The organism is Pseudomonas sp. Larv2_ips (assembly GCF_963879675.1).
Taxonomy (GTDB): Bacteria; Pseudomonadota; Gammaproteobacteria; order Pseudomonadales; family Pseudomonadaceae; genus Aquipseudomonas.
Genome location: NZ_CAWOAW010000027.1, coordinates 1682393 through 1705282, shown reverse-complemented (window position 1 = coordinate 1705282; position 22890 = coordinate 1682393). Strand labels below are relative to the sequence as shown.

The 22890-nt window shown below is 55.6% G+C and carries 14 protein-coding genes and 1 pseudogene; 5 read left to right on the top strand and 10 right to left on the bottom strand.

What is annotated here, in order from left to right; translation table 11 throughout:
• Positions 1 to 738: 738 nt before the first annotated feature.
• The 6 genes from AACV02_RS24615 to AACV02_RS24590 all read right to left on the bottom strand — a co-directional run bounded on the left by AACV02_RS24615 (position 739) and on the right by AACV02_RS24590 (position 12933).
• Positions 739 to 1107: a hypothetical protein gene (locus tag AACV02_RS24615; protein ID WP_119742573.1), complete on the bottom strand. Its 369-nt coding sequence runs from the start codon at positions 1105 to 1107 to the stop codon at positions 739 to 741.
• Between the two features lie 348 nt (positions 1108 to 1455).
• Entirely contained in the window at positions 1456 to 2004 is a 549-nt protein-coding gene (locus AACV02_RS24610; RefSeq protein ID WP_119742571.1) for a hypothetical protein, read from the bottom strand.
• A gap of 23 nt (positions 2005 to 2027) precedes the next feature.
• Positions 2028 to 2342, bottom strand: a complete 315-nt coding sequence (locus AACV02_RS24605) for a hypothetical protein (protein ID WP_119742569.1) — start codon at positions 2340 to 2342, stop codon at positions 2028 to 2030.
• Between the two features lie 11 nt (positions 2343 to 2353).
• Positions 2354 to 10597, bottom strand: a complete 8244-nt coding sequence (locus AACV02_RS24600; RefSeq protein WP_119742566.1) for a two-partner secretion domain-containing protein — start codon at positions 10595 to 10597, stop codon at positions 2354 to 2356.
• 41 nt (positions 10598 to 10638) lie between these two features.
• Positions 10639 to 11145: a toxin-activating lysine-acyltransferase gene (locus AACV02_RS24595; protein ID WP_078827813.1), complete on the bottom strand. Its 507-nt coding sequence runs from the start codon at positions 11143 to 11145 to the stop codon at positions 10639 to 10641.
• Between the two features lie 9 nt (positions 11146 to 11154).
• Entirely contained in the window at positions 11155 to 12933 is a 1779-nt protein-coding gene (locus AACV02_RS24590) for a ShlB/FhaC/HecB family hemolysin secretion/activation protein (RefSeq protein ID WP_242195283.1), read from the bottom strand.
• A 251-nt stretch (positions 12934 to 13184) separates the two neighbouring features.
• Between AACV02_RS24590 and AACV02_RS24585 the strand changes: the two are divergent.
• Positions 13185 to 13805 (top strand): annotated as a pseudogene (locus AACV02_RS24585) (tyrosine-type recombinase/integrase).
• 44 nt (positions 13806 to 13849) lie between these two features.
• Here the strand turns inward: AACV02_RS24585 and AACV02_RS24580 are convergent.
• A complete protein-coding gene (locus tag AACV02_RS24580; RefSeq protein WP_157986860.1) occupies positions 13850 to 14302 on the bottom strand; it encodes a hypothetical protein in 453 nt (150 codons plus the stop codon).
• Between the two features lie 604 nt (positions 14303 to 14906).
• On the opposite strand from AACV02_RS24580, the gene AACV02_RS24575 reads away from it, so the two are divergent.
• Positions 14907 to 15272, top strand: a complete 366-nt coding sequence (locus AACV02_RS24575) for a hypothetical protein (RefSeq protein WP_119742564.1) — start codon at positions 14907 to 14909, stop codon at positions 15270 to 15272.
• Positions 15273 to 15873: 601 nt separating this feature from the next.
• Here the strand turns inward: AACV02_RS24575 and AACV02_RS24570 are convergent.
• The 3 genes from AACV02_RS24570 to AACV02_RS24560 form a co-directional block, all read right to left on the bottom strand.
• Positions 15874 to 19158, bottom strand: coding sequence for an NACHT domain-containing protein (locus AACV02_RS24570; RefSeq protein ID WP_157986859.1), 3285 nt, complete (start codon positions 19156 to 19158; stop codon positions 15874 to 15876).
• Positions 19127 to 19834, bottom strand: a complete 708-nt coding sequence (locus tag AACV02_RS24565; protein WP_157986858.1) for a hypothetical protein — start codon at positions 19832 to 19834, stop codon at positions 19127 to 19129. Before AACV02_RS24565 ends, AACV02_RS24570 begins: the two co-directional genes overlap by 32 nt.
• 550 nt (positions 19835 to 20384) lie before the next feature.
• Positions 20385 to 21125: a BPL-N domain-containing protein gene (locus AACV02_RS24560; protein WP_119742560.1), complete on the bottom strand. Its 741-nt coding sequence runs from the start codon at positions 21123 to 21125 to the stop codon at positions 20385 to 20387.
• Positions 21126 to 21250: 125 nt separating this feature from the next.
• On the opposite strand from AACV02_RS24560, the gene AACV02_RS24555 reads away from it, so the two are divergent.
• From AACV02_RS24555 to AACV02_RS24545, 3 genes are all read left to right on the top strand, one after another.
• Entirely contained in the window at positions 21251 to 21706 is a 456-nt protein-coding gene (locus AACV02_RS24555) for a VOC family protein (protein ID WP_119742558.1), read from the top strand.
• A 66-nt stretch (positions 21707 to 21772) separates the two neighbouring features.
• The gene (locus AACV02_RS24550; protein WP_119742556.1) at positions 21773 to 22399 is read left to right on the top strand and encodes a LysE family translocator; all 627 of its coding nucleotides are present in this window, start codon (positions 21773 to 21775) and stop codon (positions 22397 to 22399) included.
• A gap of 9 nt (positions 22400 to 22408) precedes the next feature.
• Positions 22409 to 22819 carry a hypothetical protein gene (locus AACV02_RS24545; protein WP_119742554.1) on the top strand — a complete coding sequence of 137 codons (411 nt, stop codon included), beginning with the start codon at positions 22409 to 22411 and terminating at the stop codon, positions 22817 to 22819.
• Positions 22820 to 22890 lie beyond the last annotated feature (71 nt).

The window sequence follows — 22890 nt, the reverse complement described above, 5'->3', positions numbered from 1 at the left end:
AAAGGGGCTGCTTTCGGCCAGAAGCAGCCGGTCATCAAGGCCCAAAAGTGTCCCGAGGTGAGTATCTAGTTGCGCCAATCGGCGCCAGTCATTGTGAGCCAGGCTAGAGGTTTCAACCATTTGCTAACTGGAGGTAATCGCAAATAGGTTTTTGCACAAGTAGGCATCCTCTCTTGGAATGAAATCTTCGGGGCTTTCATTGCAGGAAAATGCTTCGAAAACGTGGCTGATGATTTTCTTTGCTTGGTCCGTGGAAAGGATGCGCGTATCTATCAGGTCAAGAAGAGCATCGGCTATCTCGTTTAAACTAACGCAGTATTCTTCAGCTGCAATCCTGAGAAGCGCTCGCATTTCCCTATATTCATCATCTGAATTTACGTTGTTTTTCAGAAACTCAAGTGGATCTTCCAGAATTTCAAAGGGTAAATTTTTTGATATCTGTCGCAGTATTCTATAAGGGCCCGCCTAAGCATCACGCCATCAAATTTTTGAGAGCTAGCCCCTTACAGTGCATTAACTTTCGTATTAGCTATCCAGCTTTTCATCGCGAAACCTACCTTGCTTAGCGCTTAGTTGAGGGACGTCAAAGCGTCCAGTCGGCTTCTTCAGATACTTCAATCCTCACCATGCGTCACCTCACAACAAGAGGCCCCCCGATTCTGTTGGCTCCTTCGAATGCTCGCAATGGGTCGAAAGTGGTCATCGACAGATTTTCGTTGCTCACACTGCACAACGCTTTCACAAGAAATCACTGACCTGGAACGGTTTATCAGTCGCGAAAATCGATTCATAGACCGCGTCGTCAAGTTCGTCACGGGCAAGGAACACGCTAGCACTATATGCGCGGGCCTTGCAAAACCAAGCAAAAGATCCGTCGTCGTCGCGCTCCAGCAGATAGAAATATTGTTCCTCCATTTGAGCGCATATAGTCTCAAGTCGAGCCCGACCTCCACACGACAACAGTTCAGCGACCTCGTTAGAGTCACCCCCTACCTCATCAACCGCCCAGAGAACGATACGAGTAGCCACCCGCGTTTTCTCGGCCGGTTCTAGAGCATCGAAAGTACGGTGTACGTCAGGATAGCTTGACACCAAGCGGTCAGTCATGGGGCTTAAATCCTCAGAGCGGGCTTGCCGATTACACCTGAATTGCCATCTAAAAGGACACCGTAGTACGTCGGCGAAACTTCGTTGAAACCTCTTCAGGTCGGTAGCAGCCCCTCGTGACAGAAATCAACCGGCCAAAAGCGGACGACCAACTCGGTTCTGGTTTCGCCCAGCTTGCCTCCTCCGCAAGTGCAAGCTGGCTCACTTCTCTGCCTCTTGGATACGCCTGGTATGTCAAGTCGGCTAAAGGCCACGCCCCCGATGCGCATTGATTCGGCTCACGCTTAGGTTTGAACTATCCGCAATATCCGGATAGCCACCTGTCGCTGGAATTCTGAATACGCTGAGCTAAAAGGCATCCAGTGCTCTACACAGCCCTGCCTTCTCAACAGGCTCACTTTCAGGTTTTCCAGCTGGGTTTAAGCGCTGCAACGCGACCAGGCACTGGCCACCGTCCAACAGGACCAGCTCATAGTCCTGACCCGCCTTTGGGGTGAAACGAAAGGTTTGCCGGCAACTATAGGAATATCCGGCGGAAACGTGGCCTTCACTCTGGAAGTTCATGGCGAAAGGCTTGCCCGCCGGCACTTTGAGTTCGGTACGCGCCAGATCTTGTCCTTCCACCCGGCGGTTGCTCTCGGGCATGCCCAGGCTGCGACCATTATTCTTGTCCGCAAAGCCGGATTCGGACACGGCCATCACCCCGGCGCCGGGGACACGCCAGTCGATGCAATCGCGGCCCGGCACGCCGCGCGCCATGCCATTGGTGATTACGCGCAAACGCGCGGTATCACCTGAGGCGGGTTCGACATAGGCCGTGGAGTAAGCCCGGATATTGGCAATATTGCCGCAGCCGCTCACGGCAAAAGCCAGACCCGCTATCAGAAACGCTCTCATGGAAAATCCTATTTTTTGTGCCTTCAACGTGCGGACGCACAGGCCTTGAGCTCATGCCGGGTGTCCAGCGCACAGAGATCAAAACCGTCACTGCGGGTGTAGCCTGCACGCTTCATACACTCGAAGCGTTCTGCTTTCTGCTGGAGCGTGGCCTTGGGATCAATGCCTGATCGGTTTTTTGAACCGCACGCCAACATCGAAGCGAACACCTCCTGGCTGTTCGCACCCGGTTTCTTCCATAGCTCCACTTCATCAGTGGGTGGCTGAAACGGCGTGGCAAAACAGGCCGTGACGAGCGGTAGCAGCATGACTGCAAGTGCAACTGGTTTAAGCCACATTCTAGGTTTCCTTATTTTCTAGGGCTGACAGGCACCAGCACCGGCTTCATTTCTTTCATGTCAGGCCAATACCTCGTGCAGGCAGACTCACCACTGCCATAACAACTGTGCATCGTAGTGGCACCGTTGAAGACGTTGATTAGTTCCTTGAGATAGGTACTGCCTTCAGGGATCACCCCGCCGGTGCCCGGGTTGTTGCCCATGAAGAACAACCGGCCAACCGGATCGTAGTTGTGGACCTCATATTTGAGGACCATGTTCGCCCGTTCGACAGGGTCGGTGACGGCGTTGCGGTTTTGCAGATAGGCCAGCTGTTCATCGGCGCGATAGACATTGAACGCTCCGCCAAAGTTATACACCGTGGTCTTGCTGAGCAGACCCGCAGCATTAGGCAAATTAGCAATGGAGTCTCGCGAGTTGCCGCCGGTCATGGTGCCGCGGCTGTGCTCAGTCAAATGCAAACCGGTGGCACCGTACTTGAGCTGGATTTCCCGAGCGGCTTCGGTGTAGTTGGTCAAGCCCCAGAAGTCGTTGTCCATTGCCTTCTGATAGCCGGCAACCAGCAGCTCTGACATTCGATTACCCGCTGTCGGAAACCATAGGAAATATTGTGGCCCTGTAGCATCTGGGTCGCGATGCTGAGCGGCGTATTTCGCCGCTGCCTGCGCGTCGTTGAAAATCCCGTTGAGGGCCACGTTGACCACGTTGTTAGCGTCGGGTTGCAGGTTATCCCGCTCCTCACCCTCAACCTCCCGGAACTGCGGTTTCGTGTCCGCACCTCTGTCGACATTGCCCTGATCATCCATATCCACGGCATACATCTGGGGCGCCGTCTTGAACATCGTACGGTACGCCTCATCGGTAAACTGCACCCCCTGGCGATAGGCTTCATTCTTGATCGACTGCTCCGCCTCGGCGGTGCGTTGCAGTTTGTCCAGATCCTGGCGCCCGGCGCCAACATGGGAATGGGCGGTATCACGGTTGAGCCCGGCCACTGTTTGGTTGGCATCACGCCCGGTCAGCTGTTGCTGGCGATAGGCATCGGTAATCAGAATATTGCCCGCACTCACCGCGCTCAGGGTATTGCCCTGGGATGAATCCGAGGCTTTTCCCGCATCCAGGTAATTGCTGAACAAAGCCTTACTAGCGCCGTACATGCCCTGGCCGACAAAGTCGCTGCTGAGGGTGAACCCGCTGCTGTCCGCACTCGCCTTGGCGCTGTTGTGCAGGTTGGAGGTGGTCAATGAGCCAGTGCTCAGGCTGTTTTTGCCCTCGGCGATCGCCTTGTCATTGCTGGCAATCACGCCGCCCACCAAGTCGGTATTGCCTTTGACGCGGATATCAAAGCCATCGTCGCCAGCCCGAATGCCGCTCTGCTCGGTGACGCTTTCAAAGTTGGATTTCTGGATGCCTTTGTTCTGACTCAGCGTGAAGCTCGATGAACCGATGCAGAACGGCGGCACGCAGATGCTCACGCCCACGCCGAGGCTGGTTTGCTTGGCCTTGTAGGTACTGGTGTCCTGCAGGCTTTCGACGCTGAAATCACCGCCCACATCGGCAGTGACTTGCTTGCCGGTGACCACCGCTCCCTTGAGCCGGGTATCGCCTGCAGAGTCGAGCGAGACTTTATTACCCGCATCCACGTGGGTGTTGCTCCAGACCACGTCATTGCCGTCGGCCTTGCCGCGGTTCTGGGAAGCACCTGCGTTGAAACTGATACCGTTGGTCGAACTGCCGATAGCAATACCGATCCCCAGGCTGGCATTACTGCCCTTCTCGGTACTGCGCTGCTCCACTGTATTTTGCGCGGCGAGCAAGGCGATTGTGCCGTCGGCCTTGAGATTTACATCATGCCTGGCGGTGATCTGACTGCCTTGCACCGTGAGGTTACTGTTCTTGCCGGCGCCTGCAGCAGTGATGTTGACATCGCCACCGGCCAATACCGACGAGCCGGCCGCCGAGTTGGAGGTCTGCTCGCTTTTACTCTCCTTCTTACTGGTGCCTGCCGAAATGCTGATATTGATGCCCCCCGCCATGGCCGGGTCTTTGTCGTACTGGATATAGCCGTTGCCGGCTCCCATCAGGGTATTGACCAGCGCCAGGGTTTTTAGCCGGCCATCGTCGGTACGGTCGGAAGCGGTTTTCATCCGCTGAGCGGTCTGCACGGCTTCGATCACCGGGTTAGTCACGGTAATCGTGAGGCCGCCTTGCTTGAATTTGGTCTCCTGACTGATGTGTTGCTGGTTGCGAGCCTCAAGGATATTGACGTGCTGCGCCGCAATGTCCACATCGCCCTTGGGCGCCGTCAATTGGCTGCCGACCTGGCGATACGTATTGCCGGCCAAAATGTTCACGCTGCCGTCGGTGGCGCCGATGGTGCTGGCGGCCGCCGTTTCACTGTCGGTGCGGTTTTTGTCACTGCGTTGCTGGCTGCCGATGGTCACCGCGATTGCGCCGCCGCTGAACAACCCGCTTTGCTTGACGTCCTTGAAATGCTGCTCGCTGAGCTGATCGGTGGCGGCCAGTACATTCACATCGTGCCCGGCCAACAAGGTCGTACCGCTGGTAGAGACCACGTTGCTGCCGCGCACATTCACGTCGTTGCCGGCCTTGACCCACGTCGTCTCGCCACTGAGGGTGGTGGCCTGGGCGCGGGTCTCACTGACCGTGTCACGGGTGGTGGTGGTCTTGCTGGAGAACAGGCTATTACTGCCGGTGACTTTGTGGGCTTCATCGACAAAGTTGTAGCTCTGGCTGGTGCCGAGATTGACGTCACGCCCTGTGGCAACGGTGACCCCACCCTGCTCGCTGGTGACTTTCGCGCCACGGGCATTGAGGTCGTTGTCTGCGACCAGGCGGACCTCGCCTTCACCCTGGATCACGCTGCCGGTATCGGTGCGGCTGGCGTCCTTGCGCCAGTTGCTGGAATTCCATTGCACACTCTGCTCGCGGCTCTGGGTCACCGTGCCCAAGTTGATATCGTGGCCTGCAACCACCGTGGTCTTGCCGTCTTTGCCCGAGCTGACGATCTGCGCCGCACTGAGGTTGATGTCGCGCGCGGCATTCGCTACCAGTTCACCCTTGGCATCGGACACAAAAAGTCCGGCAACCCGTGATATCCCGGTCGCGGTGCCCTGGGCACTTTGGGTGTCGCGCGTGCTGGAAACCAGGTTGATGTCGCGACCGGCGACTGCGTTCAGGCGCGTGCCGGCATCGATCAAGCCACCGAGGTTGTTCAAGTCAGTGCGAGCCTTCACTTCTACCTCGGCGCCGGACAGACGCCCGCCCAGGTTCTGGATGCTGTCGGCGGAAATCGCCAGTACGCTGCGCCCGGCAATCGTGCCGCTGTTGACCAGGTCGCCTTGCAGATTGAGGTCCACCACGTTACCCGCCATCAGCGCGCCGGAACCGTCCAGGTCACCGTCGCGCACCCTTACATACACCTGCGGCACCAATGCCTGGGTCACGCTGCCATCGGCGAGGGTCACGTCTTTTTTGACCAACCACACGATGTCACTGGTCAATTGCGCCATTTGTTCAGGACTGAGTGCCACACCGGGCACCAGGCTCCACTTTCCGGCGTAGGTCAGCGCGCTGTCCAGCAGCGCCCGGTACTGGGTCTCGTCGTTGGCGTAGCCATCCAGAAAGCGCCGCCCGGTCAGTTGGGCGATCTGCTCACGGATCAGCTTCTGCTCATAGAAACCATCGCCCAGGCGCGTCAGGGTCAGGCCGGGGTCGAGTTGGAGCCGATCGAGCATGTAATTGGACGACAACCAAGAGCGGTAACTGGTGAAACGCGGGTCGCTTTCCACCAGGTAGTTCGGGTTTGCCTGAGGGTTGAGGTGGAACAGGCTATTGTCCGGCACCTGCACACTGACACCGCCAGTGCGTATCGACTCGCCGACGCCGCCCGCCGCAGTAGCTTGCAAGGCCGGCACCTCCAGGACCGGGGCCGACGCACGGCCATTGCCCACGTTCACGGTGGCAGCGCCGGCACCGACGGCGGCCTGGTCGACACTGCTGGTCAGGCGTGCACCGACTTGCAGGCCACTGCCGGTTTGGGCGGTATTTTCCAGGTACTGGGTGGGCTGCAGGAAGATATCTGTGACACTGGCTGCCGGGTTGTAGGCGGCTGTGGAGTTGCCCTGGCGGTCGCGCCCTTTGCGATGGATGCGATACAGATGACTGAATGTGCCGCTGTCCGTCACAGTCTGCTGCCCGGGGACTTCGGTGTTGTTGAGCTGTCCGATAGTGCCCACCAAGGTGCCGCCGGCGATGATCCGGCTCTTGTCGTTCAACACCGAATTGGCGGTCAGCAGCATTGAGCCGCCGGAAAGGATTTCACCCGGGTCCGAGGTGAGGATCTGCGTCTGGGTGATAGTGCGGGTGTAGTCGTAGCGGTTGTAGTTATCGGCCACGCCCTCGGGGCTGACCAAGTGGCTGACTTCGTCGTTGTAGAGTGAGATCTGGTCAGGGCGATAACGATTGGCAGAGCCAGTGTGCTGGAACTCCTGGACGCCTTCGCGGCTGACCTCAACCACTTGGGTGCTGAAGTGTTCGTTGGTATTGCGCAACTCGGCACTGTTAAGGCTCAGCCCGCCGAGGGCTTCGATGCTTGCGCTGGCGTTACGCACCAGCCCGGCCTGGCCGGTGGCCTGGCCCTGGGCATCCAGCGCGCCGCCGATCAACAGATCACCGGCACTGAAAAGCATGGCGTGCTCACGGTTGACCAGCGTCCCGACGCCAATGTCGAGGCGCTCGCGCGCGGCGATCACAGCCGCGCGGGCATCTTCCACATCATTGGTCAGTTGCCCCGCCGCAATGGATAAGTGATCACCATAAATACGGCCGCTGCCCAGGTTGTTGAGCACCTGGGTATTGATCCGGGTGATCTGGGCATCGATCAAGCCACGGTTGTTCAGGGTATCCGCCACATCGAGGGTCACTTGCGCGGCACTGATCTCGCCGTTGGCGCGGTTTTCAACGCTATCGCTCAAGACCCGCAATTGCTTGCCGGCCTGAACGCCACCCTGGTTATCGAGCATGCCTTGCAGGGTCAGCTCAAGATTACCGTTGGCTTGCAGTTTGCCGGTATTGACCAACCCCGAAGCCAGGTTGAGGCTGATATCGCCCAGGCTCAACACGCGTCCATCGCCGCTGAGGCTCGCGCTGGTCAGGCCGAGCCGTTCTCCGGCGATCACGGTACCGGCACTGTTGAGCAGCGCTTGGTCGGCGCGGATTGACACTTGCTTGCTCGACGAGATCAGGCCCGCGCTGTTATCCAACTGCCCGGCACTGTTGACGGTCAGCAACTGGTCGGCACGCAGGGCACCCGAGCGGTTAAGCAACTGCGCCAGGTTCAGGGCCAACGACTGCCCCTCCACACCCTGGTTGCTCCCTTGGGTCTGCTGGTTATCCAACTGTCCTGCATCGACCGTCAAGGTGCCCCCGGCACGCAGCAGACCGCCGACGTTATCGAGGCGACCGCTGCCGATGTCCAGCCGCGCGTTACCCAGGCTCTGCAACTGGCCACCGCGATTGCTCAGGCCATCAGCCGTCAGCAGCAGGCTCTTTTCACTGCTGAGTATACCGGCGTTGAGGTTATCGACCTGCGCGGCATGGATCGCCACGTCGCCTTTGCTGCCGATAAAGCCGGCGCTGTTGTTCAGGTTGCCGGTGCGCAGCGTGATACCGGCCTGCCCGAGGATGCCATTGGCGCTGCCCGAATCAGTGTTGGTCAACGTTTGCCCATGGGTGTCGAGTGTGATCGCACCGCTACCCTGGATAAGCCCGGCCTGGTTCTTCAGCTCACCACTGCGCAGGTCCACGGTGCCGCTGCCGATTATGGCGCCGCGCTGGTTTGACAGGCCTTGCCCGGCACTGTCGAGCAACAAGGCCGCGCCACTGATCAACCCATCGTCGTTATTCAGACCCAGGCTGGTAATCGTCACGCCTTGCTGGGCCTGCACCACACCGCCGCTGTTATCGAACGCGCCCTGGCTCACCGCCAGCACCAGCGGCCCACCGACCGAACCCACGGTGCCCTGGCGGTTACTCAGTGCGTCGGCGCTGACACTGAGTGCGCCGATGGCCGCCAGCGTGCCGTGGTCATTGCTCACCTGCCCGCCGGACAGCGTGAGGCTGTCGCCTGCTGTGATCTTGCCTTGCGCGTTGAGCAACTGCCCGCTACTCAACTGCGCGCCCTTGGCTGCGGCCAGGGTGCCTGCACGGTTGTCCAACAGCGTATGCGCGGTGACCTTGAGGTTGCCGGCCACTGCCGCCTGAACCGTGCCGCCCTGATTGAGCAAGCGATCAGCCGTCAGGCTGATATCACTGTCACTGGCCACCGTGGCGCCCGTGTTGTCCAGCAGGCCCAGGGTGTTGATGCGCATCGTGCCGGCGCCGGTCTGCAGGATGTTCCCCTGCCGATTGGACAGTTGGTTGGCGTCGATTTGAATCTGCCGGGCTACGGTGGTGGCGCCGTCCAGTACCGCGTCGGCAACGGTGACTTGCAGTAGACCATTGCTCTGCAGGCTGCCTTGGGCACCTGTCAGCGCCTGGCCCTGAAGGGTCATGCTGCCCGTGCCGGCATGCTCGATCCTGCCCTTGGCATTGGACAGGCGCGCCGCCGAAAGGCGTACGTCGGTCGCATTGCTGGCGATGCGTCCTTCGGTGTTATCCAGGCGGTCGGACACAGCAATCACCGTGGCGCCCTTGCCGACCTGGACGATTTCACCTTGGCGGTTGGACAGGCTGCCGGCGGCCAATTGCACACCTTCGGTGTTGATTTTGGCACTGTCGGTGGTCAGGGTTTGTCGCACCGCTGTGCTCAACGTCCCTGTCGCGTCCAACGCTGCACCGCTTAAGTCAGCGCCGCCCGTGCGAGCAGTGAGCATGACATTGTGCGCAGCGGTCTTACTCGCATTGAGGTCAAGGTTCTCGGCGCTCAACTGCAGATCCCCGGCAGCAATCGCCGAGCCTTGGTGCTTGAGCGTCTGGCTGGCGCTGACGCGCAGTGCGCCATTGCCACTGACCGCGCCGTCAGCTGCCACACCTGCGCCCAATATCGACTTGCTGGCGTTGTCGATGGTTTGGGCGGTCAGGGTCAAGTCCTGCTGCGCAGCCACCACCCCTTGGTTGTTGATATCGCCACGACTGGACAGCGTCGCGGCGCCCTTGCTGTACAGCGAACCGCTGTTATCGATGCCCAGCTGGCTGTCCACCTGCAGGTTCTGACTGCTGCTGATTTGCCCGCTGTTGCCCAGGCGCCCGTCGGCGCTGATGACCACATCGCCGGCACTCGAACCTATTTGCCCGGCATTGCGCACGCCCAGGCCGGCTTCGGTACCCACCAACTTGATTTTGCCGGCATACATGCCACCCAGCTGCGCCACGTCAATGGCGACCTGGGGCTTATCGCCGGAACCGTTGATGACCGTCTCCTGGGTATTGTCGGCATTGACCTGGTTGGCGCCACTGGTCACCCGCAGGTCTTTGGCCCAGATACCGGCATTGACCTCGACCGAGCGTGCGATGACATCGGTAAAGTCGGTCTGCGATGCGTCCAGGCCCTTGCCGGAGATAACCACCTTGCCGCTTTCAACGCGGTAGCCTTGCAATTGGCCGTCCTGCATCTGCGCACTGCCGCTGGTCAAGGTGGCACGGTTGGCGTTGATAAAACCACAGCCGTCACAGGCGATGCCCGACGGGTTGGCGATCACCACCTGGGCTCGGTCACCGGCGACTTCGATGTAACCACGCAATTGGCTGGGGTTGCTGCTGTTGACCTCGTTAAGGATCACCCGCGCCGTACCGCCGGCCAAATGCGCATTGCCCTCGATCCAGCCACCCAGCTGAGTTTGGGTATTGGTGCGCGCATTGTTGAGGATCGCGCCTTGGGCATTAACGTCGAACTGGCTGTAGGTGTTACGTGACACCCCTGCCGCACTCGGGGCCTGAATGTTGACTTGGGGCACACCGTTTGCGGCGTTGATAATCACCGGTTGCTGGCCGGGCGCAGCGCCACGGTCAGCCACAATATCGCCCCAGGCCAGCGGCGAGGCCAATGTGATCAAGCCCAACGCCGCCATCAATGAGAACCGCAGGGGAAGCAGTGTCAGCACAGTATTCAAGACGACAGGGGCGACACCGATCCCGGTGCCTGAGGCTTTTTTGCTGCCCAGCACGTTTTCGGCCACTACCATCAGCAGGCCACGGGCTTTGTTGAAAACGATCCTGTAGAGGTGTTTGTTCATGACGATCCCTGTGTCTTGAAAGCTCTAAAATGCGACAAGTACTACGATTGGCGGGCAACGGCCGCGATCGGCCACTTCAAGCGCGCCAGAGCAGCACCTTGAAACCGCTTGATCCGTAACCCGCGCTCGTTGCCCCGGTGATACAGAGCGCTGAACCGGCTGTCGGCAAACAAATGGCGCTGCACTAAGCGTGCAAGGCGGGCGCTGTGACCAAAAGGCGTCACCCAGTCCAGGAACCACAGTCGCTCGCCGCTGTTCCAGTCGTGCGCAGGCAGGCTGATGGCAGGATTTTGCACATAGCGCTGCTCGGCCTCGACGCTGAACCAACACCAGGCGGCGTAAAACACCGGGCGCCCCGATTCGTAGCCGATGATGAACTGGCGGTTGGCAATAGCTGGCAACAGCAGCGCGTTCAGGGTGTGCAGCGGCACATCGCGATGGCTCGCCGAGTGCATCCACAGCCATACGGCGGCACCCAGCGCCTGGGCCTCGTTCCATGGCTTTTCGCTGAACGCCGGGGCGATCAGCTCAAGGTTATCGAGTTGCATGGCAAACCCTCACATCGACCACGTCAGGCTGAAACCTGCCGTGGTACTGGCAGTCTCGAAGCCCTTGGGTTTGCTGATCGGTTGACCGACAAACACGTCGTAAGACACTTGCCGGTAGCCACCGCGCAACCCCACCACGTACCCGGCCAGATGATCACCAATGAGGTATTGGCTTGAAGGGCCGCCCACCTTGCCGTAGTCAACACCCAGGTAGGTCTCCTGCCCGGAGTTGCCCAGCGCCAGGCCGAGGTCGTTACGCACCAGCCAACCACGGTCGGCCGACAAAATGTTTTCACCGTCAAACCCGCGCACGCTGTAGCGCCCGCCGATCGAGAAACGATCCTGCGGCACCAACGCCGTGCGGTTCCACTGCGCACGCCAGGCCGCGGTGTAACGCAAGCGCTGCGTGGCAAGGCCAAACGGTACGGAAAATTGCGCGTCGGCGTTGATGATCTGCGAACGCGAGGTCCCTTCGTCAAACGCCTCCTCAGGCGCAGCGATTGCGTTGCGCGCACCTGTGCCCCGGCGATAGCTGGTGCCCAGATCGAGCGTGGCGGTACCGATGAACTCCCGATGACTCAGCCCCAGCGCCCAGCCTGCCATGCGTCGGCGCTGAATTTCGATCTCGGTATCGTCGATATAGTTTTGCGAAGTGCGCGTCCAGCCACTGAGCTTGAGCGTGGTTTTGCGCACGGCATCGCGATACAGCAAGCGAGACGCGCTGATCTCGTTGTTTTTGCTTTCTCCGGTGTACTTGTAAGTCTGGTTGGCCCCAGCGACCGTCTGGTGATAGTCATACTCGCTGGACGTGACGCCAAACAGCCAATAACCGTAGGGGACAGAGTAGTGCAAGGTATGGCCCTTGGAACCACGATTACCCGCGTCCCCCCCGCCCAAGTCGTGGTTGAAGCTGGCGTAGAACAAATCGTTCAGGCTCAGCAGGTTGTCCAACGACACCGAAGCCGAACCCAGGTATTTACCTGTGGCATCGGTTCCCGAATCATCTACCGACACGCTCAAACGCACGGGAAGTGCCTGTTTCCACGCGATAACCAAGTCACTGTCGCCCGGCTTTGCGTCCATCCCCTGGGCCGCGGCGATTTGGATATCCGCCTCAGCCGTGGGCACGCGTTTGAAGTTTTCCAACGCTTGCTCAAGATCACGCAGGTTCAGCAGGTCACCTGTTTTGGCAGGCACCGCGTTCCAGGCATTGGCTCGGGTAGAGGTGCCTTCGGCGAAGCGGATGGAATGAATGCGCCCCGGAATCAGGGTCAGTTGCAGCACACCGCTGTTTAAATCCTGAGGCGGTGCAAGCACGCGTGTCGTGACAAACCCGCGCTCGATGATTGCATTCTGGATTCGCTTCATCGTCAGGTTGATGCCTTGGGCACCTAGACATTGACCGGTGGCCGGGTCATTTTTGGGATCGGCGCTGCGCAGTGCCCATTGAAAATCTTCAGCCAACTCGCCGTTCAAGACGACCTGACGAATCAGGAAACAGGGGGATTCGCGCTTCTCGAGCAAAACCCCGGCGGAGGATGAGGGCTGCGCCTCAAGGCGCACATCCGGCGACGGCTCAAGTTGCTCGCGCAACGCTCGCTCGCGGTCCTGCTGCAATAGCAACTGTTGGGCAGGTGCGGGAGGGTCAGCGGCCTGCACGCCGAGACTGCTGATCAAACCGAACAACAATACTGCCACCGAATGAAGGGACGGTGGCAGTTTTCTAACAGGCAAGTACAACGTACCGAAACGGGCCAGGTACTCCCTAGGCCGGAAACATACTTTCATTTCGCATCCCTGTGAAATCTTCCTGCGGGTGCAGCATGCACCAGAACGGCACGTGATCTGCAAGAATTGCCTCTGACAGGCAACTCCCCTATGAACAACTGTTGCTCATTAAAGTTCAAGGGCGCGTGAGAAATTTCCTACACTTATTTTCCCCCCGGCTTCTTAGACCCCTCCAAGAGACTACCCTTGGCCGGTGAGCGACCGTCGCTCTGATTAGCCATCCTTGTCTTTCCACACGTGGAGGACTTGTTATGAACACCATCGCTACCTGCGGCCGTCAGCCCTGAAACAAAGGAAAACTAGTCGGGCAGAAAGCCCCACTCCGACTGAGAGATATCTGGGCCATCCGAGTAAGGCTTCAAATTGCGGAAAGAACCCGGGATCTGGCTCTCTTCGATCTGGCCATCGACAGTAAGCTTCGAGCCTGCGACTTAACCAAGCTCCGCGTGCGCGATGTCGCCCATGGCGAGCACGTATCATCCCGAGCCATGGTGATGCAGCAAAAAACGCAGCGACCAGTGCAGTTTGAGATCACTGAGCAAACACGGTCAGCTCTCGTGGCCTGGATACATCAGGCACAACTACGCAGCGAGGACTGCCTTTTTCCTAGTCGGCTACATACCTCAGACCATCTATCCACTCGTCAATACGCTCGTATCGTCAAAGGCTGGGTGAAAGCCGTAGGCCTTGATCCAGCCATGTATGGCACTCACACAATGAGACGTACGAAGGCATCACTAATCTATCGCAGAACGAAGAACCTACGGGCGCTTCAGTTGCTGCTCGGCCATACGAAGCTGGAGAGCACTGTTCGATATCTGGGGATTGAGGTCGATGACGCCCTGGAGATGGCGGAACAGACTGAGGTTTGATCATGCATAGCGACGGTCGAAGTCAGACCGTCGCTAACCGCTAGTTAGGAGCCATTTGGTGTGGCGTGTAAGAATTTACCGCCTTTAGCTTCAACTGCCGAGCGAACTGCCGCGGCATCTGATGTCGAGCCGATAAATGCAAGTTGCAACTTAGGGAGCATGCTTGATGTGTTACTTAAGGCTGTAATAGCTGAGTTGGCTGCAAAAGAACTATTGGTTCCTGAGATGGCGACACGAACATCAGCTTTGCTTGCAGGGGCAATTATTTGGTGGATGCTTGAAACAATTGGAGATTCTAAACCTGCACTTCCGATAAGCGCGGATGCCATAGCTCCGGAAATGCCGTTATTCGCTGCGGGAACCCAAACTAAATTAAATTTTTGTTGCTCAAATAAAATTGCCGCAGATTGTGCGGCTTGCTGTGGCGATTGGCTCCCAGTTGTAGCGCATCCTACTAATGCAAATAACAAAATTGTGAATGCCGCGAAAAGTTTCATAATTGCTCCTGGATATTTATTAGGCGAAGGTTCTTTCGAGATTCACTGAGTGTATGTTGTATAACTTTCCATCGCCATACATAACCTCTTGATCATCATAAAAGGTGATTTTGTAAGCGCGACAGTGATGGGTACCTCATTGCTGATGCATTAGCAGACTGCCCACCGTCTGCTTTGGGCCCAGCCCACACGTCGCGCCAAGCCTTAGCTGTCGTCTTACTCCTGAGCTATGCGACGACTCATTCAGGCCTGATGGCAAAGGCATTTCGATGTCGCGTTAGTGCGGATTCGCTGGTCCGTTTGCTTTCCGTCGTGAGAGGCAGGAATCGGCCAAAAGCGGACCGCCGGCGCGGTTCTGGTTCAGCCCGATAGTCAAGGCTCACAGCATGCGACTGCATGTCTAAAGTCATTCTGGCTTATTGCTTACACCTATATCCCTATAGGCCCCCTCTCAAATTCATAAGACTTGTATTGGCCGCTGGGTAATTGGCATAGTGCTACCACTCCCCAACTGACCCGGCGCCAAGGACTAAGTCAGCCAGAAGCTGACGGAAGTTCAGGGCCTTGCCAGGTTGCTTGTTCCAAGGATCTGGACATTTAGCCCATGAAAACATACGCAGCGCTGGCCCTTGCACTCACCACCCTGTGCAGCCCCGTCCACGCGGCGAGCTGGCAGATTTGCCGGCTGGACGTACAGATCGTCAACGTCTTGAAACAACCGTACCCACAGCTGCAGGGGCGGATCCTCAAGGTCGCCCCGATCTCCCCTACCACGCAATGTCCCCAGCAAGGCTCGACGGTCACCTTCACCCCAGAAACCACCGATTACCAGAATACCCTCCCGCGTCGGCAATGGCCTCGAAAAGGCCAGTCGGTGCAGATTGACTACCGGTATCTGGATGGGATTTGCAAGGGCGACGGCCACCCGCATCCGTGTCGCATCGAGCACTACCCACTCATGGGGCGCTAATCGGGCGTCACTCGCTCACGCAACCTTCGCAGCAACCCATCGCATGGATATGCCCAGCACTCCTTCGCGCGGAATGCGTGGCGCTGTAGCATCATGAGTTCTGGCAGCAATGCAGCTCTAAGGACGATTGATGGCTATTAACTTTGAACCCAAGATAGGGCAGATCTTGGAGTGTAATTACGGCGACTATCAGTACGATGAAAACGCCATGGCTATCATTAGAGGGACTCAAGCGTACTAGCTGCCTATCAGCCATTCCAGCTCGGCCTTTCCAACCAGAAAGTCAGTTATCGGCCAAAAGCGATCATCTAGCGATATAAAGCACGACTTAAAATTCGAACGAATGTCGTACTCAAAAGTGTTATCTTTGCGCGAAAAATGCTGGGGACGATCTAGACTTGCAGAACGCAGTGACAAGCGTTGAAAAGGTGCTGCGACTACCGTTGCGACACTTCTAGCCCCATATCCATTGCTCTGCAACTTCTTTAATAACTATTTATGTAAGCAAGCGATTGCCCGCTGAATCGCCGATTAACAACAACGCAGCGGGGACACTAAAAAGCTAATTGTTTACGCATCCTTAGCTGATCAAATCATGTCTTTATGCTTCGGTCATATTAAGTGCTTTAGCTCGTCGCATGGCACTCAAACTCTGAAGGGCTTTACAAAACTCTAGATCAATCCAGCATTCCGGCAGGTGCAATTCAGCCCTGCGGCTTCGCAATATCTTATGTATATCAGTCATAAAGAATATCCTCGGAAGCTTAGGGTTGCGATTCAGTTCACCAGCTATCAATTCTATTATTTTTAAAGTGTGATCAGGTTTAAGTCGATCATTCTCTAGATAGCTTTTAAGCAGCCAACTCGGAAGATATTGATCACCAATTGTGGCCTTCTGTAGGGCGGTAGAGATTTTCTCCACGTGGTTGACGCTATAGACAAAATTTACAACATTGAGACAGTCTGTTACCAATGGATTGTTATCTGTCTTGAATGATAGATTTTTTAATCGTTCGTCAATCTCGTACCGTTGTGGTGATCTATCGCCTACTACAAGATTTATGAGCGCCACTAATAGACCAGGATATTTGCTTACGTTGGATATCAAGAACTCATAGGTCTGCTTTGGATTATTTGAATGTGAGGGAATCCACACCCAACCTTGAGTACAAGAAATACTCAAAAACTCTAGAAACGCTTCGTCCCCAAAACTCTCACGGCCTAACTTGCTGAGCATAGTAGGATTTATCCATGCTCTGCCAGGTTCGCCAGGATACGCCTTACTGAATAACAGGCGTAAAGTTTCAAGTGAAAGTTGAATTTTGTCGCCTTCACTTGCAATAGACACTTCTAAGTAATCTATAATCTGAGACTTTGGACTGCCCGTAGCCGAGGATGCAATCTCAATTAGTTCGACTAAAAATGAAGAATTTTGAAAGTCTCTAAGTGAGCATTGTGAAACTGGCCAGCCATTTGTCGATATGGTTTTATTGAAGAATCGCCCTTGCTGAGAGAGTTCAAGATCTTGACTATCTACTCCTTTGCCAGTCCACCGTTCCTCAGCCTGCTGCCAGTCCTGCGTGTCACCAAAGCCTCCACCCATGATTTCAGCGGAGATGCTCGAGAAGTCTCTTTCTATTGCGGCGATGTACACAGCAGTACCTAATGGCCATGGCAAATTGTGAATAAGGTCCACAAAAATTTCTTCCCAGCCTTTAGACTCAATTAACTGGAGGAGATTTGCCAATGCGAATGCACTAGGTTTTTCATGGAATGTTTTAAGAGCTTGCAATGGCTCCCATCCGATGGTGCTCGGTAGGTTCTCGTAGATGGTTTGCGTGTGCTTGCTCAGTTCTAAAGGGCAATACTGCAATTGGTATCTTGATTCACGCCCACCAATAGTGAGCTTTATTTCTTTCTTCTTCATCGGATTGTTCAATATCCGCAGACATGGGTAGTTTGCGAATATGGTTTGCTGCATTGTCGAGGTCTCACGAAATTTTGATTCGTATACAGATTTAATTAAAGAGAATGGAACTATAAGCAGTTTTTCACGCAATCTACAAAGTAGCATAGAGCTGGGCGGCAGAGATACTGGGATCAGGAGTAGCTTGGCCAAATGCCCTGTCTCGTCCGACCATACTTCATCAATAAAGTCTTCAGTCCATTTTTGCTCTGTTATATAACAGCTAAATAAAAGGCGCCACGCCGCGTCTATAGTGTCACTAACGAAGTTTCCAATGTATTTCCGAAGGAGTTCAATCGTCCTTATGGGCTCACGATCACAATGATCTCTAAGTGTGTCCGGCAGTAGGCTAGGGCCAGCATATAAAATCTCGAATGCAGTAGCTAGCAACATTCTCCTGTATTTAGGCTGATCGTAAGCGATCCCATCGTCAAGTAATGCTAGTGCGAGACTTGAACCGGTCCTTAGCAATCTATCCGCCTCCTCCCCATTTTCATTGATGTCGCGGCAAATTGTTACAATTGTATCTCTGTACTGTACGGAGTCGTTTTCTGCAAAGCATTTGCTCGCAGCGATTTGAAAGACGTGCAGCCAGTGAGTTTTATTTGCTATTGTCTTCAAGCGTTTTTGGACGGTTGACTCCCGTCCGGACATAACATAGGCGGCCGCCATGAATTCTTGAAGGGATCTAACTTCAAAGGTATACCGATCTTGAGTATTTTGAACTAGCAGAACCATCCTCTCAGTCGATACTTCGATCAGAGCTCGGATACTCTCCTCTAGTTCGTCACCCTCATAACCTTCGTCTTCAAGCTGACCTCTCACTAGGGTTTCTAGGTCATTGGACGTCAGTTGGGGTTCAGAGTGACCGAGAGTCTCTGCCTCGACATGCAAGAGAAAACCTGCTCGATAATGAATTGCTGAAATTTGACGACTCCAATGCCGCATTACTTCGCCTACTCGACCTGGCTTCCCCTGCTCGCGCTGAAGCATAACTCCAAAATATTTATCGAATAGGCTCCAGCGATCCGTTGGCGCATCACCTCGTTGATCAATCAATGACAATAGAATAGCTACTTGAAGCGGACTTACTAACAAGCGAGCAGTAGTTTTACTTTCTGCTGCCTCAGAAACTCTTTCAAGCACTCGTTCTCGTTGAATAGTATCAGCTAATAATGCACCTGCTAGTTTCTTTGCATAAGAAATGGCTTGCTCAGGAGCTAATGAAATTAGCTCGAGTGTTGAATATAGGGCGGGATCCAAATCATTGTTGTAACCTTGGGGGCGTGTTGTTACTACCATTAATAAATCAGCTTGACTTGCCTCATCCCAAAATTCATTTATTGCACGCAGAACCGCTCCTCTATTTGCACTTGACGGAACTTCGTCAAGCCCATCGAGGATGATTACTGTGGGGTGATTGTTTAGCCATTGCCTAAGATCGGAGACCCCAATTTCCGTACTGGATATATGCGAGATGTGCCCTGTCACGTGATCTAATAGCGATGCAGACTGGTTTGACTCTCGCTTAGACAACCAATCTGCGAATATAGGTAGGTCAATTCGAATTGGAAATCTTAGAGGTATCTCTGTCGACAACTCTAATTCTTCAGCATAACTCAGTGTTTTTTTTATTATCGCTGAAATTTCAGCAGGGTTCTTCCCCCTGTTATTTGACTTGAGTATGTTCGCGCGAAATATTTGAGCTAAAAACTGAGAGAGAGTAGATTTTCCTTGCCCAGGACCACCTAAAATCAGTATTCGTTCAGGCCTCCCAAATACCTGCTCTTGTTGGGCAGTCACGCTCGCCCCATCAAGGCAATCTCGGGAACGATCTAAAAGGGTGGCGAGCAAAAGCTTTTTGGGGCCTTCCCGTCCTTGCTGCCTATCAGTTCGAAATGGAAGATCTACAAAAAACATCTTCAATCATGGTTTGCGAATTGCCAGAATGCCCCGCTTGCTGCAACCGAATAGGCTGATGTGAGCGAAGTTCTCTGGCTAGATACCTATACATGCCTTCTTTTATGGCAGATGTTTTGGAATTGACTTCGGCCAGAATGTCAGCTATTACATCGCTAGTAGAAAGCCAAGCTGCATAAGATCGTCTAATCGCGTCTGCATTCATAAGCATTGTACAAAGCTGATCAAGGTGCCAAACGCGATAATCTTTTAATTGCAATGCATCCTTAAATTCGGCGAATACTTCATCAATCTTAGCTATGCCACCTTTAGCTCGCTCGCTTTCGGGCATTGGTGATAATCGGGCATTACTAACTAATATATAGTAGTCAGGTTTTCTTAACTTCGAGTCAGGTTTTGTAAACTTTAGAAGCTCTGCCCTAAGCTGGGTCACTAACCAATCAGCATCTTCGTGTGGGCTACCCGATACTTGAAGGAATTTCGCCTGCATGATCGTATAACCTACCCAATTTTCCCCACCTGACGGGTAGTTCAAGGTGCCGTCATATGAGGCTTCTCGTCCACCGTCCGGACCGTCCCCGAAGACCATGACTCCGTTGCCGAGTGCATGCAGCGCCATAGATTGCGAAAAGCGCTCAAAGGAGCGAGGGGAAAAAGTTTTGAATTCAAAATCCATAGAATCTCCAGGTTCGATACTTGAACAGTGACGAGATTCTAGTGGCATTTTTTTGAATATGATAGCGCACTGCCATCCCGCTCCCGCAAGATCGCTAACACAAGGCTGTTAAGCTCTGAAACAGCCGAAAGCGGGCGTTTACAATTAGGTTAATGAAGCTGCACCCCTTTCCGCGTAAATGGACACTGTTTGAATCACACTGCGTAGCGACGCGGCATCGGCTTGAATGAATCGTTAGGATTCATCTGTCAGCTTTGAGCGCACCTCAGCCTGCCACATAGACCCAAGATAGACCGCTCGTGAGTCGATGGTTGCAATTGCATTGTTAGATTCCAGCGGTAGGTTGGCAGGAACGCTATCTCGCCTGTGCAGCAATGATGAGCTATTCCTCGCGAACATATCAGGGCGTATATATTCACCGGCGAGCGCATTGGTGCTCAGAGCAGGCACCACGAAAGGGAGTTTTGCGACCCTGGATCATAAGCGTCCGCTTCTGGCCGAAAGCAGCCCTTCTCGACAACCCGCTACCAAACAAACATAGATACATCTGTTATTTCCCCACCCTCCCCACCAACACCCCAAACAACTCCCCCCGCGGCATCTCACCCACCGCAATCCCCGCATTCTCAAACCACGCCTTCCCCGCCTCCGGATGCGGCCCGCTCAGCACCACCACGCCCTTCTCATACCGATACCGCGCCGCTGCCACATCCCCATTGCGATAAGTCGCAATCACCGTATACGGCGCGTGCCCATCAACCTTGGGAAAATACGGTCCATCTTGATAGAACACGCTGTCTGGCTTGCCATCCCACACCACCCGCACCGCCGCATCCTCAATGCCCGCCACTTCAAACCCCGGCCGCCCGGCTTCGGAGTCGAGGTCCTGGGGTATCAACCCAAAGTTGCTGTTGTCCGCCAGATAAGCGCCCATGCATAACCCCAGGTAGCGCCCGCCCTTGGCCACGTATTCACGAATGGCGTCCACGCGTGCATCACCGAAGCTGTCGAGTGCAGCGGGAATATCTTGCCCGCCGCCCGGCTGAACATAGAGGTCATAGCGCGCGAGGTTTTGCGGGGTGATGTCGATGGCTTCGTCCGCGCCGATAAAGTCGATCTGGTAGTTCGGGCTGAGCCGAAGCAAGGCGTTTTTGACGTTCTCGGAACAGTCGTCACACCCCGCCGGGCCACGGTAGATGGCGACATGGGTGATGGGCGTCGCGCCTTGCGTCCATGGCGATTGCAAGGTGGCGAGGGCAAAAAACGCGACAGCGATAGCAGGCAGTTTCATGGCGGCTGGCTCAGCGAACAGTGGGTCGGGGCTGTTCAAAGCCTATATCGAAGGTTTCTTTGAATACGTAAACAGTTGTAAATCGGATAGTGTCGCCTGAACCCACATCCGCCAGAGGGCATGCAATGGAGCTGACATTCAGCCACGTCGATGTATTGGTCGAGGACCTCGAACAGGCGTGCGCGTACTACGCCAATATTTTCAACGCCAACATCTCCACCACTCAAGTCTGGAATCGCGGCGGCTTTCATGTGCGATATGCGGTTGTGCTGATGGGCCAGGAGCGTTTCATGCTGGTGCAGCCGCTGGCGGGTAACTTGCGCGAGCTGTTGGACGCACACGGCGAAGGGATGATTTACCGGCACTGCTACACCACGCCGGACATCGAGGTGGCCTATGCCGAGTTGGTCGCCAAGGGCGTGCAACCGGAGGATGAGAACGGCCGGCCATTGGCCCTGGAGGATCTGCAGTCGCCATCCGGCACGCGCATCATTTGGTTGCCCAAGCGCTTTGGGCATTTCTCCATCGAGATTCTGGAAGAAAAAGGCTTGCAGGCCTATATGCTCGCGGCGTTTGCTTGAGCGGCGTTGCATTACCCCTTTACATGAGGATTACTGTAGGCCGTGCCTGACTCAGAGATCGCCGCCATGTTTGAACTCGCCTCCCTCGTCACCTACGTCGCCGTGGTGATCGGTCTTTTCCTGATCCCCGGCCCTTCGGTGCTGTTGGTGCTCACGCGCACGATTCAAGGCGGGCGCAAGGTGGGCATCGCCACCGGGCTGGGGGTGGCTTGCGGCGACTTGATTCACACCCTGTGCGCGGCACTGGGCCTGTCAGCGATTTTGATGACCTCGGCGGCGGCGTTCAACGCGGTGAAGTGGGCCGGTGCGGCGTATCTGATCTACCTGGGCGTGCGGGCCTTCATGGCCAAAACCGGTACGCACGCGCGCCTTGAGTTACCGGCGGTGACGCCGCGTCAGGCGTTTTTCCAGGCGATCGGGGCCGAGGTGTTGAACCCGAAAACCGCGATCTTTTTTCTGGCCTTTTTGCCGCAATTTGTTCATCCCGAATCCGGCTCGTCGCTGGTGCAATTTGCGGTGCTGGGTTTGATTTTTTCGGGGCTCAGCGCGGTTTATACGAGTTTGCTGGCGATCTCGATTCGCCCGTTGAGTCGCGGGATCAAGGGGCTGTCAAAGCTGCGTCGCTGGGAAGGCAAAATCATCGGCACGCTGTTTATGGGGCTGGGGCTCAAGGTGGCCTTTCAGCAGCGATAGGCAGGCGCGATGAAATTTCACGGTTTTGTACTCGGGCATATAGAGGTTGAGGTCGAAGGACGCGCCTGTGACCTGCACAATTTCTATGTCGCCAGCGACATCCATTACGCGCTGTCTGAGCGCACGCTGTCGCTCAGGTTTACACGACGGACCGAGGACTGGGTGCCGCCCGAAGAGCCACGGGAGATCACCGTCACCTTCCATGGCGTGAGTTATTTTTCGGCCGAAGGGCGCCATGACAGCCCGATTGAGGATGACACGGTGCTTCACGCCATCGGCATTGTGGCAGCCGACGCCGCGACAGAAACGTTCTACCTCTGCGATACCTTCCCCGCCGACCATCACGTGGTGGTGTGCTTCGCATCGGGTCTGACCTTGCGGCTGCACGCCGTTGAGGCGTGGTGTGACATTCAGGTCTAAGGCGTTTCACTTCGAACCGATGGGAACCACTGGCTAATCCGTGAATACGGGCCGGATGATGTGATGACTTT

Bases quoted from the DNA above. Each gene is read 5' to 3' on its own strand.
- AACV02_RS24615 (WP_119742573.1), bottom strand. From the start codon at position 1,107: ATGACTGACCGCTTGGTGTCAAGCTATCCTGACGTACACCGTACTTTC.
- AACV02_RS24610 (WP_119742571.1), bottom strand. From the start codon at position 2,004: ATGAGAGCGTTTCTGATAGCGGGTCTGGCTTTTGCCGTGAGCGGCTGC.
- AACV02_RS24605 (WP_119742569.1), bottom strand. From the start codon at position 2,342: ATGTGGCTTAAACCAGTTGCACTTGCAGTCATGCTGCTACCGCTCGTC.
- AACV02_RS24600 (WP_119742566.1), bottom strand. From the start codon at position 10,597: ATGAACAAACACCTCTACAGGATCGTTTTCAACAAAGCCCGTGGCCTG.
- AACV02_RS24595 (WP_078827813.1), bottom strand. From the start codon at position 11,145: ATGCAACTCGATAACCTTGAGCTGATCGCCCCGGCGTTCAGCGAAAAG.
- AACV02_RS24590 (WP_242195283.1), bottom strand. From the start codon at position 12,933: ATGAAAGTATGTTTCCGGCCTAGGGAGTACCTGGCCCGTTTCGGTACG.
- AACV02_RS24580 (WP_157986860.1), bottom strand. From the start codon at position 14,302: ATGAAACTTTTCGCGGCATTCACAATTTTGTTATTTGCATTAGTAGGA.
- AACV02_RS24575 (WP_119742564.1), top strand. From the start codon at position 14,907: ATGAAAACATACGCAGCGCTGGCCCTTGCACTCACCACCCTGTGCAGC.
- AACV02_RS24570 (WP_157986859.1), bottom strand. From the start codon at position 19,158: ATGTTTTTTGTAGATCTTCCATTTCGAACTGATAGGCAGCAAGGACGG.
- AACV02_RS24565 (WP_157986858.1), bottom strand. From the start codon at position 19,834: ATGGATTTTGAATTCAAAACTTTTTCCCCTCGCTCCTTTGAGCGCTTT.
- AACV02_RS24560 (WP_119742560.1), bottom strand. From the start codon at position 21,125: ATGAAACTGCCTGCTATCGCTGTCGCGTTTTTTGCCCTCGCCACCTTG.
- AACV02_RS24555 (WP_119742558.1), top strand. From the start codon at position 21,251: ATGGAGCTGACATTCAGCCACGTCGATGTATTGGTCGAGGACCTCGAA.
- AACV02_RS24550 (WP_119742556.1), top strand. From the start codon at position 21,773: ATGTTTGAACTCGCCTCCCTCGTCACCTACGTCGCCGTGGTGATCGGT.
- AACV02_RS24545 (WP_119742554.1), top strand. From the start codon at position 22,409: ATGAAATTTCACGGTTTTGTACTCGGGCATATAGAGGTTGAGGTCGAA.